This is a genomic window from Vibrio sp. (assembly GCF_038138445.1).
GTDB lineage: Bacteria > Pseudomonadota > Gammaproteobacteria > Enterobacterales > Vibrionaceae > Vibrio.
The window spans coordinates 157739-175319 of record NZ_JAYQDQ010000002.1 but is presented as its reverse complement, the minus strand read 5'-3'; the positions used below and the strand labels follow the sequence as shown (position 1 = coordinate 175319).

Genomic DNA, 17581 nt, shown 5'->3' with positions numbered 1-17581 from the left:
TCTTAAAAGATGGCTATGCACTGGCGGATTTATGAGGGGATCCCTCAGTGCTTTGCCGCCGTAGTAGAAATAGAAATTGGGCGGAATAGCCTCTAGCATTAAAGACAGGTAGGTTACATAAGTGAGAATCGTATCGTGGTCTTCAATAATGGCCATGGCTCTTGGAAATTGCTCATGTCCCTTAACTTCCATCGCCCACTCAGGATCAAGCTCCATTAATACGGTATCAACAAATGTTTGAACCGCATCGACATCACCATCAGAAATTTTCTGCGGCAGCGCTAGAATTGTCTGGCGATGTTTAGCAATACATTCTAACTTTCGCACCACATCTTGGCTTTCAGCATATAACTGACCCACTTCTTCAATGGCCTCATCGACCGATTGGAAAACACTGTCTTGGAATGAGTCAAACTCTCTGCCTAAGGTTTCTAATACCCAAGTTGGATTGTTAAGCTGCCCCTTTTCATTAAGCATTGCCTTAGTGATAGTATTGAATTTATCGGCCGAATAAATCGCCAGCTTATCTATGGCTGAAGAAGACAAGTCTGAAATGGTGTCGGCGGCATCCCCCCAAAAACTGGGCGATAGCATATCAACGATATCCGCTCCCCAAGCTTTAGCGCCATCAATCACGCCATCACCTAGAGTCCAATAACCCTTTTCATCCCATTGCTGTCGAAAACCTTGCATATCATCGACCAGTGCGTTGTAGGCACCATCTAGACTGGCCTCTACGCTTTCTTGAATATTACTGATCTGCTTTTCTATACCCGGTTCACCAACAAATTCAACGGTGACGGTATTGGTATTGGGCTTTAGAGTGTTAAATACCGCCACACCGCCTTCAATTTGTTGGGTTTCATTGGCCAAGTCAATACTCTCGGACTCGGTACTACGAGCAGGTAACGCATTTAGCGCAACATTTTCTTCATGCAATACAGAATTGGTCGTCACTGTTAGATTTTGCGCATAAATCGGTGTTTGCCAACGGTCTGAATATATTGCCCGTACTTTAATCCACTTCTGCTCCTCAAGGTCGATTTTGGGCAGGGTATTGACCACGACTTCTATGGTGCCCGCTTCAGCAGAATAAATATTGTCGGCTGCTTGAATGACAGACACGCCTAAAGTATTGCTCATCAATTGCTGCGACTTATCTTCTAAGCGAGTAAAAGCTTGCGCCAATTTATCCGATAATGCCTTGGTGTAGGTGTCTATGGTTTTGATGTGTTTGGCGTAAATATCGGCGGAAAGATAGACATAGTTGAGGCGGCTGGCTTCTTGTTGCAGCGACTCGATGCGACTTTTTACCTTGCCAAGCAAGCTCTCAATCTCGCTATTAAGTAGGTTTTTGGTTTGCTGCCACGGATAATCGTTAAGGAAGGTTTGCGGGTTACCTTTACCCCTTGCGCGCATGTACGCCAACATACGATCTGTAGTTTCATGCTTAGGTAAACGAAACAGCACAGACAAGAGTTCACCTTCTTCTACCACCATAGGCAGAGCCTGTACTAATAGAGCGTCATAGCTTTCTTCGGCCAAACTCTCGATGCCCGCCACTAAAGACTCAGCCAAGAGAGTATATTTAAAATCAGGATGGCGCAGCGCAAAATGAGATTGAGTTTCCGCTTTCACCATCTCAGCAAAGTAGCGATCAGCGGTGAGACTTTTGCCCATGGTGCCCCAGCCTTCCACAGGAGGCGCGACGCGATTCGGATGCCAAAATAGTTGCTGGCTTTTAGAGACTGAATCAAAAAATTCATCGTCTAGGAAAGAAGGAAGATAATAAGGATTATTAATCCGAACGGGTCGAACGGTATAATCGTTAACACTTTCTTGAGCAACAATTTTTATTTGCCCAGGTTTTAACCCTGACACCTTACTTTTGCCCTCCATATCAAAAGCGCCAGCAGACACAGGCATTCCCGAGGGCTTGGTGATGATAAATTCGGCATTTTTTAACAAAATGCCATCTGGGTATCGGGCTTTTACATAAACGGTATAGGTACCTTCGTCTTCCTCAGTTACCGTCACAGGCGGGTTTTGCACACCGCCCAAACACATGGTGTTGGCTTTGTTCATCGTCATTTGATCAGACAAGCGAGCAACACCTTTACCTTCGATAAAGACATTAGGCGAGGCAGAAATAAATTCAGCTTCTGACTCTATGGTGCCAGAAGAGACACCTTTTTGATCGCCGTCAGCATCACCAGTACTTTTGGCAAACTTACTGCCTTTGAGTGCAATGCTGTTACCACCATCTGCGGTGACTGTGGTTGTGCCATCAACCAAATCCGCTGATTTGGCATTGTTGCCATATGGGATAGGTACAACAGCAGGCCCTATGGTCGTCAAACAGACATCAGGTAAGGTTGCATTTGCCTCCCCCCCAGAGCCCTTATGAACAATACTTAGTCCGTTTGCATTGATAGTAACAGACATGATTACTCCTTGATTAGCTTAAACCGACCTAATTTAAGGTGACTTTTTCGCCTTGGATCTTGTTCGATTTCTGGGCATTGCTGGTTATATAGTCGGCTTCAGTGGTAATGCGACCATCGTTTCCACTGAGTTTAGTTTTGGCTGAACCAGAGCCTATGACGACTTCTTCTTTGCCTTCGAGTATTACGCGTTCAGCACTGATAATTAACTCATCTTTTGCCATCAATGAGAAATAGATATCCCTGACAATAGGGGCCGATAGATCGCCTTCCATAAATTCAATTCGGCAATCGAGTTGGTTATCTATTGCCATATTGATTTGAGCACGAGTAAAAGGCCTACCTATGGGGGCAAGCACAGGCTCTTGACTCGGGTTGCCTTCAAAATCGATGATTAGATGATTGTTATCAGAGTGGATGCTTTTGATGTGCCCAAAACGAGCGATAATTCGTTTACTCGATGATGCTTGTGATGCCATTGCTAACGTTCCATATCAAACTTGAATCATTTGGCCAATATACCAGCGGTCAAAAGAACAGCACACCAAGCTTAAAGCAAACATTTCCGACGCATTAACTAGCCACAAATAAAAAATTACAGATAAAAATACAACAAGATAAAAATAACGCCGATCTAACTAGTGTTTTTACCTAAATGAGCAGTCAAAAAACCTTTATTTATTGTGATAAAAATCACAATAAATAATTATTAAGAATAACAATGGAATAATTCATAGAATCTATTTAAAGACCAAAGTGCTACAAAAGTTACTTTATTCAGAACAGACGGTTTAAGGCTTTACTATCAATCTCAGTCTAATTGGGCTACATTGAGTTATTCATTCCTATTTTTCAACATTAGTTATGTTACTTGAAGGTATTGAAACTTTGCTGGTTTTGAGCAAAGCCAAAACCATGAGTCGTACGGGAAGTTTGCTGTATATCAGCCAATCAGCAGTTAGTAAGCGGATTGCCAATTTAGAAAAGAAGCTGGATAAAAAGCTGATTGAGCCTGACGGCCGTTCAATAAAGCTCACCGCAGATGGACAAGCTTTGATCGACAGCATTGGCCCTTCATTTAACGAGCTGCGCGGCCTTATTTATGAACAGCAAACGCTGCAAGATACTTCATGGATAACTCTAGATAGTTCCAAGTCTCTGATTGCAGGATATCTTGGTAAAACCATCGCGGATTACTTAAAACACGATGCCTTTTTGACCATCACTACCAATCACACACCGCGAATTGTGGAACATGTCAAATCGGGTAAAGCCACATTAGGCCTATGCGCTGGATTAATGCCCACCCATCATGGCCTACTCACATTCCACTTAGCTGATGAGCCTTTTGCGATAGTGTATAATAAACCGCTAAATAAACTGCCCGACAGTATCATTACCAATGACTTAACCAATCCATCCAATAGTTATCAGCGACAAACCCTCGATAAGTTCAATATCACACCAATTATGGAAATGGACGCTTATACGGCCGCTGCTCAGCTTGCTCTGGGTGGAACCGCGCCCGCGCTTATATCTAACTCCATTATCAAAACCTTAAGCATCTCAGAAAAGTACTGTTTTCGTTTTACTGAACTGGCGCATCTTATTCGTCCTATCCATATTTGTGTCAGACAAAACGTGTATCAATCACCCAGAGTTAAAACATTGATAGCAACCATTGGTGATGCTGTTGCCAAAGCAGTTTAAGTGCCATCACCATGGACATAGTGATCACCAAAGGTCGAATCCATTTTTGCCCTTTTGTTACCACCACTTTCGCACCAAGACGCGCCCCGATAAAACCGCCAACGGCCATGACTAAACCAAGTTGCCAAATAGGCAGGCCAGCAATAATGAAAAACAGCAGCGCAGCAATATTAGAGGTAAAGTTAAGAACCTTAGTTCGAGCAGTCGCCGCCACCAAAGAAAATTGCCCAATCACCACGAAACATACGGTAAAGATGGAACCCGTCCCGGGGCCAAAAAATCCATCATAAAAACCCACTCCGCCACCCACACATAAGGCAAACATCGCCTCTGATATCTTTGCTTCACCCGAGTGTGCTTTAGCTTTAGGCATGAACAGGAAGTACAAGGAAATAGCCAAGAGTAAAATGGGAATTAAACTGGTCAGAATACCTGCATCAACATACTGTACAGCTTCAGCGCCAATTGCAGCGCCTATAAAGGTACAGCCAATAGCAAGGCGCATTTCTTTGAGGCTCACAATACCGTTGCGAACAAAGTACCAACTCGCTGAGAAACTGCCAAATGAGCTTTGCAGTTTATTGGTCGCCAGTGCCTGAGTCGGTGGAACGCCGACTGCAAGCAAAGCCGGCAAGGTGAGTAGTCCTCCCCCGCCAGCCATAGCATCAATAAAACCAGCCGCAGTGGCGACAAAGAAAAGTAAGGCTAATATTTCAAATGAGATGTCCATATCGAGAGCTTGTTAATCAATAATTGACAATAAACATACCACTCTATTTTAGACTCACTTAAGGAAAGCTTAGATATTAACCTATTCCTTTTTTTCATGATTTTAAAATATTAACCTTCCAGTTTAAGACAGCGGGTGTGCTCTTAAACCAGAGAGCCAATTAGGAAACTTTAACTGGATTAGTGTTAAATGGTTTGCGTAACCAGTAATCTAGGCTCACATATCGGCCGCCACCGTAGAAAAACAGCACCATCAACATAACAAAATAGATTGCGGCAAACTCCATCCCATTATTGAGCATCACAGGATCGCCAAGTTCTGTAATATAGTTGTATCGACCGGGAAAGTTAGCAGCTAGCCATTCAATAAACCCGTTCAGCCGTACACTTGCTTCCATACTGCTAGTAGCAATGGCGTCCCAACCATGTTTCCAATGCACCATGGCGCTGGCAACACTCATCAAAAAGATCATAGGAATGGCCATCACTCTGGTAAAAAGGCCCAAAGCAATACAAATACACCCGACCACTTCAGTCGCGGCAGCAAGAAATGCCAGAAACTCAGGAAAAGGAAGGTTTAAACCACCATCAGCCGCAGAAGCACCAAACCAAGCAACTGTGCCCGAGAATCCCAGAACTTTAGAGCGAGCGCCAACAAAGATAACCGGGATAAGATAAAGACGAATAGCAAGTAAGGCCAGATAATCATACCTTTGACACTTTTCCACTAAGCCATCGAACCAATTAAGAGCTGACTTAATCATAATTATTCTCCTGAAAATTGGACCTTAATAAGTCCTAATTCACTAAAATGTTGCACCCACTCCATCAGGTTAAAGCTGATGTTGCTCTGATTAACCCTTTGCTGTAGTTGACCTGATGTTAAATCAGGTAGCTCTATCAGCATTTGAATCAGAGCGATATCTATATCCCTTAACCTTTGAGAAGCAACATACTGCTCTTGGTTACGAAATATGCCGTAAAACACACTATGACGGTCAGTGGTTAAAAATGTCACTGAGTCTTGATGAAGTAAGAAAGGGACTTGAGTGAGTTTTAAGGTTGGATTGATTTGTAAGCTGTCGCTTTCTGTTACTTCTTTTCGAGAAAACTCAGCAAAATTGTCGCTTACAGTGTCGATCTCTACACAAAAAGAAACCCATTCATATTCAAGCAAGGCTAAATGTTGCAATGATACAGCTCCCGAACTGGCACCTTCATTTTTCTGCACAAACTGTACAAATTCGCTTGCTATTTGGTGAAACTCGGCCTCAAAGGCAGCATGTTTAGCCACAAAGCTATTAATCATTTGCTCAAGTTGTAGATGAGAAAATTGCGCTGAAAAAAGTGGGAAGGTGTTAGTCACCACACCAAAAACATTATCGCGAATGAATTCGCTGTATCGACAGTCGTCTCTTTGCTCGTTTGGCAAACGTATCATTGCCGATAAACGTTCGGTTTGAGCCAGCATTTGGCTAGGAGGATTAAGCATTAACTACCCCCTTACACAGCCCTTCGAGCGTTTGACCAAATTCCTGTATTTCGCCATGAATACTGCGCAATTCCTCAGCGAGTACCAGCAGGGATGGCATATTTTGATCCCGCTCTAAAAGCAAAGGTTTACTACCGTGAACAACATAGGTGTAGCGAGCTAAATCCAATACTTGATCAGGAACTGGCGCTCCATGCGTATCGAGCAAAAAACCATCTTTTTCTTTAAGATGACCAGCAATATGGCAATAACGTATTGCCTCACTTGGTAAGCTATTGAGCATGTTGTAAGGGCAATAACCATGATTGTGACTGTTTACAAACACATTGTTGATATCCAGCAACAGCTCACAGCCACTTTTATCGCAGATCTCAGCGATAAACTCTCCTTCGGGCATTTCGTTACTATAACTGTGGTAATAAGAGATATTTTCCAGCGCAATCGGCCGCTGAACTAAATCTTGGACCCGCTGAATACGTTCAACTAAATAGGCAATATTATCTTTTTGTCTCGGTATAGGCAGCAACTCATACAAATAGCCTTGACTGTCTCTAGAAAAACTCAAATGCTCGCTGTATATTTCGATATTAAACTCATCGAGAAAATTCGCGACATCTCTTATAAAAGGTTCATTTAAAGTCTGGCAATCGCCAATAGATAAGCTGAGCCCATGAGCAACCAAAGGGTATTTTTTCGCAATATCTTGCAACTGTTCGCGCTTCAAACCGCCGATATTCATCCAATTCTCTGGCGCCAATTCAAGGAAATCAATATCAGGATGTTCAGGTAGCTGACACAGCAAATCAATATGTTCACTGCGCAGCCCTAATCCTTTTGACGTATTGGTTATTGTCCGCATATCCCACCTGTGATTTTGCTTTGAGTTAACTTGATGGTTTCAGAAGAAGGATCAATCCCCTCTCCCGTCACACCACATTTACCGTCACGGGCTCGCACTAAGCGGCCTTGTGGGTTACTTGTTAATTCTTGCTTTTCAAAGCGTTTTTCGGTGCCACATTTACCCGCTGCACATTTCCCGCCATGCTCTGATTTAGATTGGGCTTCAACCGGAGCTTCCGGCGAAGTATCAGCAAAAGCCATACCTGAGTTGAGAGTAATAACCGATGTCATTGCAATAGATAGAACGAGTTTATTGTTCATTGGATAACTCCTTAGCAGCGCTCATGGGATAACTAGATAAATCGTGCCCAGCAATCACCTGACCTTTGTAATACTGTTTCACTATCTCGATCGATTCAGGTTTGAGCTTAAGACCTAGCCCCATCCAATGATTGAGGACCAAAAGTTTGGGGTTAACTTGTGCGGCGATTTTGCCAACGATTGAGGGCTTAGCATGCAAAAATGACGACACTTCATCGGCTTGTTCGTGAATAGCTAAAGGCATCAAAAGAATATCAGCCCCTTTAGCAAACTCGACAAAACCTGAATTACTGCCATTTTGATCGGCGGAAATCACCATCACGCCCTCTTCGCTTTCAATACGGTAAGCTAGGCAAGGAACATCACCATGGGGAATGCCGAGCGCATAGATAGTCAGTCCATCTTGCTGGTAAACTTTGGTTCCGTGTGAAGATTTGTAGGGTACGTCTGTGATAGTGACAGGAAATAAGCCATCACTACCATCAAACAAACCATTGAGATAGGCGTAAGCACCTTTATCACCATCGAACAATGCTTTCATATAACCAGTCATACTAGGAAAAGCAGAACCGGCTTCAGGCCCAGCAATATCTAAAGGATCTTGGCGATCAAAAAAGTAACCACCTTTAAGCAGTGCTGGTACATCAGCAACGTGATCGGTGTGAAAATGAGTTAGACCGAGAAAATCGAGATCCTCAAGCTTACCGCCAGCTTGACCAAACCTTAGGTAAACTCCGCCACCAGCATCTATCATCACTTGTGACTTTCCCTTCCACCAGATAAGTTCACCGGAAGAAGCGCGAAGGTCGTCGGAAATAGGTCCCCCAGATCCAAGCAGTTGAAGAGTAAAATTTTTATCGAGCGGTTCTAGAGAAAGAGCGTAACTATTCACTGAACCAAGAGATAACCCCATAGCCAGTATCAAGGCTTTTAAAGGCTTTTTCATATCAGATACCTATGAGTGACATTTATCATTTCTCTTCTTTGGGTAAGCAGCCAAAGAAGCAACAAGGGCAGGAAAAACGAGCTGTTTTTGATGTCCGTCAAAGTACTCAACTAAGATATCTAATAATTAAAGTTAAGAATATCTAGATATTCTTAATTATCGTTTAGATAAACTGAACAAAAGAGAATATATTGAGTGACTAGCATCTAGATACAAAACTGATTGCATGGAATGGAGCCAAAGCTTTCGCTGCTTCTTCTAGCAAGTGGGAACTAAATCACTATTATCCGAAATGTAAAAGCCTTGATAACCCAATAACATAAAGGATAATCCTGCGATGAAAAAAACAGCGTTAGTTTTCTCTTTACTGGCTTCAAGCCAACTGTGTTTCGCTGATAATGCGCTTTATCAACCAAAAGATGAAAACACCCCATCCATTGAATCCATTACGATGAGCTATGGTACTCCAATGAGAAAAGAACTTGCTCTGAATGGCGCGACTTCGGGCTTGCCTAAAACCGCTTATAGTGGTGCAACCATGAAGCTTAATATGATAGGCGGCGTAGCACCTTACTCTGTCGAAGTAACAGAAGGTAATGTAGATATTAAAGAAGATGTCCTAACCATTAGAGAGAAAGGAAAAATCAAATTGCTCATCTCTGACTCTGTAGGCTCAAGCTTCACTTATTCTTTTAATCCAAGTTTTTTCTCTACACCCGACAATGTGATCCGAACCTTTTCTCAGTCTGAGCAATACTGTAGTAAACTAGGTGGCAGCTTACCCAAGATTGAGGATATTGCACTCTTCCCAACCGCAAGAATGTTTGGTTATTTATTTTCAGAGTGGGGAAGCTTTTCTTTAAATCAATCTGGTTGGTATACATCAGATCAAGATATGTCATACAAGCTATTTAGAAACCAAGATGAGTGGTCAAGTATGGGCTATGACGGACATATATCCGATCATTTAGATAATGGATTGGTTTACCAAACATTTGATGATGCTTTTACTAGAACCACTTGTATTTTTAAATAATAAATAATTAAAGGAGCGTTATTAATTTAACGCTTCTTTATAAAAAATAAACTTGTAGTCGGCTATATTGCTTTCCCTATTGACAACATAAAATAGATAACAATAATAAAGACTAAAAATAAAACCTATAAAAACAATGTCTTTTAAAATTTTTCTCATCTCGATAGCCAACCTTTTTACTACAATAGTTATGCCTTTAGGAATGACCTTGACAATTTTCTTTATGTGTCAGTATATAGGTATTGGAGATCGCTACTTTTGGACGATCGATTGTATTGTTACCGCTATATTCTACATATTGTCTGGTGTAATAAGCTGTTACCTGTTGGAAAAATTTACAGTAAACCATAACTTTCTCTATTTATTCTGCCTAATCAATATATTTTCAACCTATATGTTATATGTATCTACTGATAGCTTTACGGCTCATTTTAATGAACCTGATATCTATATCTATTTCCCATTTATTTCGCTTGCCCCACTCTATGCCTTAGGTGTTTATCTGCAAAATAAAAAACCGAACTTAAAACAGACCTTTTATTAACAACATAATTATTTGTTAATCGTCTTAGATAAATGAATACTATCAATCAAACCCTCTAAATCCGCAGTACAGGTCACTATTGATTCAACAATCGTAAAATTAATACTAATCAATAATTTAAAAAACATATTCGCATAACAAGCCATTTACTGTGTGAATGGTGTCGCAATTATGAAACACCAAACCTGCATATGAGACTATCTGCATATAGACCTTGGGATGAACTTTACTCCCAACCAATACAGCATGGAGATCAGATTATGACTTTTGATAGCGTTGTCGTTCTAGACAGTAACGATGTAATCAAAAAGGCAGGTGAAAGCAAGCTTAACTTCAATACTCTGTTTCAAGTTCCAGCAGAGAATGTTCATCAGGCAATTGAAATGGCACAAGTTTTTCAAGACGCTATCAATGGTGACACGTTAGAGTTTAACTTTGACCAAGCACTACAGCTTGTCAAAGAGCACAAAGAAATGGCGGTCACTGGCACAATAAACCAGTCAATCGTAAAGCAAGATAATCAAGTATCGGCCATGGTCGATGATGTCATGAACCTGCTTGATACTGTTGTGGGTGTTTACCTAGACAAAGAAACGCCAACCTATGAAAAATTCAAAAATACGATTGAGCAAGGCTTTACGAACCTCAATGAGCAAAAAGAAAGTTCTTGGATTTTCTGGAGTAAGGAAAGCGAGCACAAGACCACCTACACCTACAACATCTTATTCGCTGTGGCCAATAAAGATACAGGCTCGGTTATGGCAGCCGCTCCAATTGGCTTAACCATCACTGTTGATGTCGACAAAGAGAAAGTACTTTGGATTACAACCAAAGATAAGCACAACTACTCTGTGAACGTTAAGTCAATCACTGTCGTTGAAGCGCTACAGGCATAAAAACCTCGGAGGTGGCCATTTACCACCTCCTACTTCGCAATATAATCAACTAAGGAAAGGTCATGGAATCGGTAACCATAGCACCGGATATTAAAACTGATATTTTTAGCCCCATCTTAAACATCAATCTCGAACATCTAGACCAAGCGGTAAATATGTTAAGTGCCTTTGACAATCTGCACACCGCAACACAAGGTATAGATTTTGACCAAGCTCTTACTATTGCTAAAAGCCATAAAACCATGGCAGTTGTTGGCACAAAGACGGTTGCCGAAACCGCCCAAACAATGCAAGCATGGGTCGCGATAGATCAATTACAAAATTTGATCGGTATGGTTCAAGGAGCGGTGACTGAAAATTGGGCTGCATTTGGTATGGCTGCGCGAGCTTTTTTAGATCTCAATGCTCAGAAAAATGGCGGTTACTTTGTGATATTTGGTCAAAGTGAAAAAGAAGTGTCCTACCAGTACAATATGTTTAACATTGTGCAAAATCAGTCGACAGGTGCCACTATGGTTGGCCAACTTACATCCGTCGACATTCACTTAAAGTCCTCTGATAGTAACGTATTGTCTTTGGTGGCAGGTTCAAAAGTCACACAAACCATGAACTTTAAAAGTATGGTCATAGCCGAAGCATTAGAACGCTGATATAAACCTTACATCTTCTAAGAGGTTACTTATGAATATTGAAATCGTGCCCTGTAAACAAAAAGAGTTACCTTATCAGGTATTTTTAGAAGTAGAGGATGAGCGATATCTGACTCAAGCATATGAGCTATCCAAACTCTTTACTGACTGTTCAAATGAAAACCGCATTATTGACTTTGAACTGGCCAAAGCACAAATCAAAGCAGAGCCTGGGTTGGCAATAATTGCAACATTAAACGTAGAACTAAACAAACAATATCAAGCCCTATCTATGCTTACTTCAGACATAGCAGGCCAACTGACTGCACAAGATTCATTCGGTATTTTCGATAAGCAGAGACTCCAAACCATAGTAGCCCATGCATTTTGCGATCTCGATAAACAAAAGGATCAACCTTGGTTTGGCTATTCAGAAACTGAAACAAATCAGGGTAATCATGCCCACTATCAGTACAATTTCCTCGTTATTTCTCAAAGCGATCGCACAGGCCCTCTTATGGCTCTCAGCCTACTTTCAATAGAAGTTGAGATAGAAAATAACAGCCACAGCATTTTTAGTCAGCCAGATAAACCGGACGCGCTGACGATAGACAGTGATAAGATAGACATCAAACTGAAAGGACTGCAGGCAGTCAGACAACTTAGCTAATTTCATAGAGGTAAGCCAATATGTACATCACCAGAGATGTCAAGGTTACTCCAGTAAATAGCCCCGTTGTACTGGGTGACTCAATTTTAAAAAACGATGCTTTAGCTCCAAATTCAAGGGTTTTGGCAACAGACGATCAACAAGATCTGAAATTCAAAACGCTATTTTCTTTGGAGCCTGAATACATCAGCCAAGCAATAGCGGCAACTCGAGTATTTCAACAGGCGCTCAATTCATCATTGGAGTTTAATGTTTCTAAAGCTGAACAATTAGCACAAGAGAATAACATCCATATCGAAAGGACGATCCAGCCTGTAATATCGAGTGATTCTCCTCAAGGTGCAATTTCAAAACTTGAAGTACAGCTTGATGAAGTGGTCGGCGGCACCTTTCCAGCTAATCTAAAAGCGAAAATTATGGATATCGTGTCTGATGGGTTTGTAAACCTTTACCGACACGAAAGCAGCGCTTGGATATTTTGGTCCAGCGAATCTGCCAATAAGTCCTCTTACTACTACACTATGCTGCTCGCGATTCAGGAAGATGATGTACTGGTTTTCGTGCCGCTTGGGTTTTATATACAAGCCAGTATTAGTAAAGAAAAGATTTTATTCATCACCATATCATCCAGTGCTCACTATTCAGTAGCACTCAACGGACTAAAAGGTACTCAACCTTTGGGCTATTCTCCCAACCAATAATGTGTAATGGAACAGTGAAACTTCAAAAGCTTGACGCTACCTAGTAGATAAGCTGTTTTCTCAACTAAAAAGCCTGCTTAAATAAGCAGGCTTTTTAGTCACTATGCAGCTTAAAGCTTATCTACTTAAGCTTGGCTTTTCGCTACTTTTGCATGTAACTCTTGTACAGAAGTCACTGACGCGCAGGCATCTGCCATATGTGACATACAAGTGGCAAATGCCGCATTGAGGGTTGTCGTGTAATTCACTTTTTCTGCTAGGGCACCGCGACGAAGAACTTTTGAATCTTCAATCGACTGACGACCTGCCGTCGTATTCACGATATAGGTATACTCGTTGTTCTTGATACGGTCTAGGATGTGTGGACGACCTTCATGTACCTTATTAACAAGACGAGGATTGATCCCTGCTTCACCTAGGATGATCGCTGTGCCATGAGTCGCATCTAACTGGTAGCCCAATTTGGTCAGTTTAGAGGCGAGATCAACAACACGTTGCTTGTCTCCTTCTCGAACAGACAGTAGTGCGCGGCCGCCTTCTGGGTAAACATTGCCACAACCTAGTTCCGCTTTCGCGTAAGCTTCTGCGAAGGTTGCACCCACACCCATAACTTCACCAGTAGAGCGCATTTCTGGGCCTAATAGTGGGTCAACACCAGGGAACTTGTTGAACGGTAATACAACCTCTTTCACTGAGTAGTAAGGTGGGATGATCTCTTTGGTAAAGCCCTGAGAATCTAGAGATTGACCTGCCATTACACGTGCAGCGATTTTCGCTAGCGGCGCACCTGTTGCTTTAGAAACAAACGGTACGGTACGTGCGGCACGAGGGTTCACTTCGATTAAGTAAACTTCGTTGTCTTTCACCGCAAACTGAGTGTTCATCAGACCACGTACACCAAGTTCAAATGCGAGTTTCTCAACTTGCTCGCGCATCTTGTCTTGGATTTCTTGACTTAGCGTGTAAGCAGGAAGTGAACATGCAGAGTCACCCGAGTGAACACCTGCTTGCTCGATGTGCTCCATGATACCGCCGATCACCACTCTCTCACCGTCACAGATAGCATCGATATCCACTTCAGTTGCGTCATCTAGGAAACGGTCAAGAAGTACTGGCGACTCGTTTGATACGCTAACTGCTTCGTTGAAGTAGCGACGCAGGTCTTGCTCATCGTATACGATTTCCATCGCACGACCACCAAGTACGTATGATGGACGTACAACCAGTGGGAAACCAATCTCTTTTGACTTATCAACTGCTTGCTCGATAGTTGTTACTGTCGCGTTCTCAGGCTGTAGAAGGCCAAGACGGTCAACAGCGGCTTGGAAGCGCTCTCGGTCTTCTGCTCGGTCAATCGCATCTGGGCTAGTACCAATAATAGGTACACCAGCAGCTTCTAGCGCACGAGCCAGTTTCAGTGGTGTTTGACCACCGTATTGAACAATCACACCTTTTGGCTTTTCAACGCGCACGATAGAAAGTACGTCTTCTAACGTTACAGGCTCAAAGTAAAGACGATCCGACGTATCATAGTCGGTAGAAACCGTCTCAGGGTTACAGTTAACCATGATAGTTTCGTAACCATCTTCACGCAGTGCAAGTGAAGCGTGTACACAACAGTAATCAAATTCGATACCTTGACCAATACGGTTTGGACCGCCGCCCAGAACCATGATTTTGTCTCTGTCGGTTGGCTGCGCTTCACACTCTTCATCGTAAGATGAGTACATGTAAGCAGTATCAGATGAGAACTCAGCCGCACAAGTATCAACACGTTTGTAGACTGGGTGAATGTCATACTGGTCACGTAGACGACGAATTTCATTCTCAGATACGCCAAGGATTGAAGACAGGCGAGCATCAGAGAAACCTTTACGCTTCATCTTGCGCAACACATCTTGAGTCAGGCCGGCGAAGCCACCTGCTTTAACCTCATTTTCAAGCTTGATGAGTTCCTCGATTTGCACCAAGAACCAGCGATCAATCTGAGTAAGGTTAAACACACCGTCGACTGACATGCCTGCACGGAACGCATCAGCAATATACCAAATACGTTCAGCACCTGCTTCTTTTAGTTCATGGCGAATCTTTGTTAGCGCGTCTGGCGCATCGAGATCAACCATTTCATCAAAGCCGTTTGCACCAACTTCAAGGCCACGTAATGCTTTTTGCAACGATTCTTGCTGATTACGGCCAATCGCCATAACCTCACCCACTGATTTCATCTGAGTCGTAAGGCGATCATTCGCACCGGCAAATTTTTCAAAGTTAAAGCGCGGGATCTTAGTCACAACGTAGTCGATGGTAGGTTCAAATGATGCTGGTGTTGCACCACCTGTTATATCATTTTGTAGCTCATCAAGAGTAAAACCGACCGCCAGTTTGGCCGCGATTTTAGCAATAGGGAAACCGGTTGCTTTTGATGCTAGAGCTGACGAACGTGACACGCGAGGGTTCATCTCAATGATAACCATGCGGCCATCTTTCGGGTTAATACCAAACTGAACGTTTGAGCCACCCGTTTCAACACCAATTTCACGCAGTACCGCAAGCGAGGCGTTACGCATCAATTGGTATTCTTTATCCGTCAATGTTTGTGCTGGAGCCACTGTGATCGAGTCGCCAGTGTGAATACCCATTGGATCGAAGTTTTCAATCGAACAAACGATGATACAGTTGTCCGCTTTATCGCGAACCACTTCCATTTCGTACTCTTTCCAGCCAATTAAAGACTCATCGATAAGCAATTCATTAGTGGGAGAAAGATCTAAACCGCGGCGACAAATTTCTTCAAATTCTTCTTTATTGTACGCAATACCACCACCAGTACCACCCATAGTGAATGAAGGGCGAATAATACATGGGAAACCGACCATATCAAGAACGCGATAAGCTTCTTCCATAGTCTTAGCAGTATCAGCACGTGGACATTCAAGGCCGATTGACTTCATCGCTTTATCAAAACGAGAACGGTCTTCCGCTTTATCAATCGCATCGGCAGTTGCACCTATCATCTCAACACCGAACTCTTCAAGCACGCCATGTTTTTCTAAATCAAGTGCGCAGTTAAGAGCCGTTTGGCCTCCCATGGTAGGAAGAACCGCATCGGGACGCTCTTTTTCGATGATCTTACGCACCACTTCCCACTGTATAGGTTCAATGTAGGTAGCGTCTGCCATCTCAGGGTCAGTCATAATCGTCGCAGGGTTAGAGTTAACCAGAATAACTCGATATCCCTCTTCGCGAAGCGCTTTACACGCTTGAGCACCAGAGTAGTCAAACTCACATGCTTGCCCGATAACAATCGGACCAGCACCCAGAATTAGAATACTTTTTAGGTCAGTACGTTTTGGCATTCTCTACTACTCCAAATTAAGCGCTGTGTTGTTTAATAAGTTCAATGAAGTGATCAAATAACGGCGCAGCGTCGTGAGGACCTGGGCTCGCTTCTGGATGGCCTTGAAAACTAAATGCTGGTTTATCTGTGCGATGAATACCCTGAAGAGCCCCATCAAACAAGGATACGTGAGTAGCACGTAGATTCTCTGGCAAACTGTCTTCATCGGCCGCAAACCCATGGTTTTGTGAAGTAATCATAACGACATTGCGGTCAAGATCCTTTACTGGGTGGTTTGCGCCATGATGACCAAATTTCATCTTCACCGTCTTAGCACCCGATGCAAGTGCCAAGATTTGATGTCCTAAACAGATACCAAAGATTGGTAATCCTTTGTCTAAAAATGCTTTTGTTGCTTCAATCGCATAAGTACATGGCTCAGGGTCGCCAGGACCATTTGAAAGGAATACACCGTCAGGATTAAGTACCAACACTTCTTCTGCTGTTGTCTCAGCAGGCACAACTGTTAAGCGGCAGCCTCTGTCAACGAGCATACGCAAGATGTTTCGCTTTGCTCCAAAGTCATAGGCAACAACGTGATATGGGAGCTCGCTGCTGTCTTGCGCATCTGGAAGACCACCCTCGAGCGTCCACGAACCTTGTTTCCATTGATACGCTTCTTTCGTTGTAACTTCTTTCGCAAGGTCCATACCTTTTAAGCCAGGGAATTCTTTTGCTTTGGCCAAGGCTAAAGCTTCGTCTAGATTGTTGCCAGCAACAATACAACCGTTTTGTGCACCTTTTTCACGCAGAATACGAGTCAACTTACGCGTATCGATATCAGCGATACCTACGATATTTTGTGACTTAAGGTAATCAGAAAGGGTTTGTTCATTACGGAAGTTAGAAGCGATAAGGGGAAGGTCGCGAATCACAAGGCCTTGTGCATGGATAGAAGAGGATTCTTCATCTTCGGAGTTGGTTCCGGTATTGCCTATATGTGGGTAAGTGAGAGTGACGATTTGTTGAGAATAGGAAGGATCAGTGAGGATTTCTTGGTACCCCGTCATCGAGGTATTAAAAACGACTTCACCAACGGATGAACCATCTGCTCCAATGGAAACTCCGTGGAACACTGTCCCATCTTCTAGGACTAACAGTGCTGATTTACTCAAGACAACCTCCAGAATAAAAATGCATAAATTATAAATTAAACTGCAAATCTGCCTTCCTTTACACCTTGAATAAGTGATTTCAGGTTATTTAGACAAATTGGCAGCATTCTA

General features: G+C 42.7%; 16 protein-coding genes. 6 read left to right on the top strand and 10 right to left on the bottom strand.

Features of this window, described 5'->3' with window-relative positions:
• A partial coding sequence (locus tag AAFM34_RS01570) for a DUF4150 domain-containing protein (protein WP_341659253.1) occupies positions 1 to 2445 on the bottom strand: 2445 nt, incomplete at its 3' end.
• A 28-nt stretch (positions 2446 to 2473) separates the two neighbouring features.
• Complete coding sequence (locus tag AAFM34_RS01565) at positions 2474 to 2923, bottom strand: hypothetical protein (protein WP_341659251.1); 450 nt, start codon at positions 2921 to 2923, stop codon at positions 2474 to 2476.
• Positions 2924 to 3308: 385 nt separating this feature from the next.
• Between AAFM34_RS01565 and AAFM34_RS01560 the strand changes: the two genes are divergently transcribed.
• Positions 3309 to 4154, top strand: a complete 846-nt coding sequence (locus tag AAFM34_RS01560) for a LysR family transcriptional regulator (protein ID WP_341659249.1) — start codon at positions 3309 to 3311, stop codon at positions 4152 to 4154.
• On the opposite strand, the gene AAFM34_RS01555 is transcribed toward AAFM34_RS01560, so the two are convergent.
• The 6 genes from AAFM34_RS01555 to AAFM34_RS01530 form a co-directional block, all read right to left on the bottom strand.
• The gene (locus AAFM34_RS01555) at positions 4105 to 4884 is read right to left on the bottom strand and encodes a TSUP family transporter (RefSeq protein WP_341659247.1); all 780 of its coding nucleotides are present in this window, start codon (positions 4882 to 4884) and stop codon (positions 4105 to 4107) included. The genes AAFM34_RS01560 and AAFM34_RS01555 overlap by 50 nt on opposite strands.
• Before the next feature lie 160 nt (positions 4885 to 5044).
• Positions 5045 to 5647, bottom strand: a complete 603-nt coding sequence (locus tag AAFM34_RS01550) for a DoxX family protein (protein ID WP_341659245.1) — start codon at positions 5645 to 5647, stop codon at positions 5045 to 5047.
• 2 nt (positions 5648 to 5649) lie between these two features.
• Positions 5650 to 6375, bottom strand: coding sequence for a DUF2063 domain-containing protein (locus AAFM34_RS01545; RefSeq protein ID WP_341659243.1), 726 nt, complete (start codon positions 6373 to 6375; stop codon positions 5650 to 5652).
• Complete coding sequence (locus AAFM34_RS01540; protein WP_341659241.1) at positions 6368 to 7234, bottom strand: DUF692 domain-containing protein; 867 nt, start codon at positions 7232 to 7234, stop codon at positions 6368 to 6370. The genes AAFM34_RS01545 and AAFM34_RS01540 overlap by 8 nt, the downstream gene beginning before the upstream one ends.
• On the bottom strand, positions 7222 to 7536 hold the full coding sequence (locus tag AAFM34_RS01535) for a hypothetical protein (protein WP_341659239.1): 315 nt from the start codon (positions 7534 to 7536) through the stop codon (positions 7222 to 7224). Before AAFM34_RS01535 ends, AAFM34_RS01540 begins: the two co-directional genes overlap by 13 nt.
• On the bottom strand, positions 7526 to 8482 hold the full coding sequence (locus AAFM34_RS01530; protein WP_341659237.1) for an MBL fold metallo-hydrolase: 957 nt from the start codon (positions 8480 to 8482) through the stop codon (positions 7526 to 7528). The genes AAFM34_RS01535 and AAFM34_RS01530 overlap by 11 nt, the downstream gene beginning before the upstream one ends.
• Before the next feature lie 337 nt (positions 8483 to 8819).
• Here AAFM34_RS01530 and AAFM34_RS01525 point away from each other — a divergent pair, with 337 nt between their 5' ends.
• From AAFM34_RS01525 to AAFM34_RS01505, 5 genes are all read left to right on the top strand, one after another.
• Positions 8820 to 9518 (top strand): hypothetical protein, encoded by a 699-nt coding sequence (locus tag AAFM34_RS01525; protein ID WP_341659235.1) that lies wholly within the window; start codon positions 8820 to 8822, stop codon positions 9516 to 9518.
• An 804-nt stretch (positions 9519 to 10322) separates the two neighbouring features.
• Positions 10323 to 10958, top strand: a complete 636-nt coding sequence (locus AAFM34_RS01520) for a delta-endotoxin CytB (RefSeq protein ID WP_114785146.1) — start codon at positions 10323 to 10325, stop codon at positions 10956 to 10958.
• Between the two features lie 62 nt (positions 10959 to 11020).
• Positions 11021 to 11608 (top strand): type-2Aa cytolytic delta-endotoxin, encoded by a 588-nt coding sequence (locus AAFM34_RS01515; RefSeq protein ID WP_114785145.1) that lies wholly within the window; start codon positions 11021 to 11023, stop codon positions 11606 to 11608.
• A 31-nt stretch (positions 11609 to 11639) separates the two neighbouring features.
• Complete coding sequence (locus tag AAFM34_RS01510; protein WP_341659232.1) at positions 11640 to 12257, top strand: hypothetical protein; 618 nt, start codon at positions 11640 to 11642, stop codon at positions 12255 to 12257.
• A 20-nt stretch (positions 12258 to 12277) separates the two neighbouring features.
• Entirely contained in the window at positions 12278 to 12958 is a 681-nt protein-coding gene (locus tag AAFM34_RS01505; protein ID WP_341659230.1) for a hypothetical protein, read from the top strand.
• Positions 12959 to 13083: 125 nt separating this feature from the next.
• On the opposite strand, the gene carB is transcribed toward AAFM34_RS01505, so the two are convergent.
• Together carB and carA are read right to left on the bottom strand one after the other, a co-directional pair.
• On the bottom strand, positions 13084 to 16314 hold the full coding sequence (gene carB / locus AAFM34_RS01500; protein WP_341659228.1) for a carbamoyl-phosphate synthase large subunit: 3231 nt from the start codon (positions 16312 to 16314) through the stop codon (positions 13084 to 13086).
• 16 nt (positions 16315 to 16330) lie between these two features.
• Positions 16331 to 17470, bottom strand: coding sequence for a glutamine-hydrolyzing carbamoyl-phosphate synthase small subunit (carA, locus tag AAFM34_RS01495; RefSeq protein WP_341659226.1), 1140 nt, complete (start codon positions 17468 to 17470; stop codon positions 16331 to 16333).
• Between the last annotated feature and the right edge of the window lie 111 nt (positions 17471 to 17581).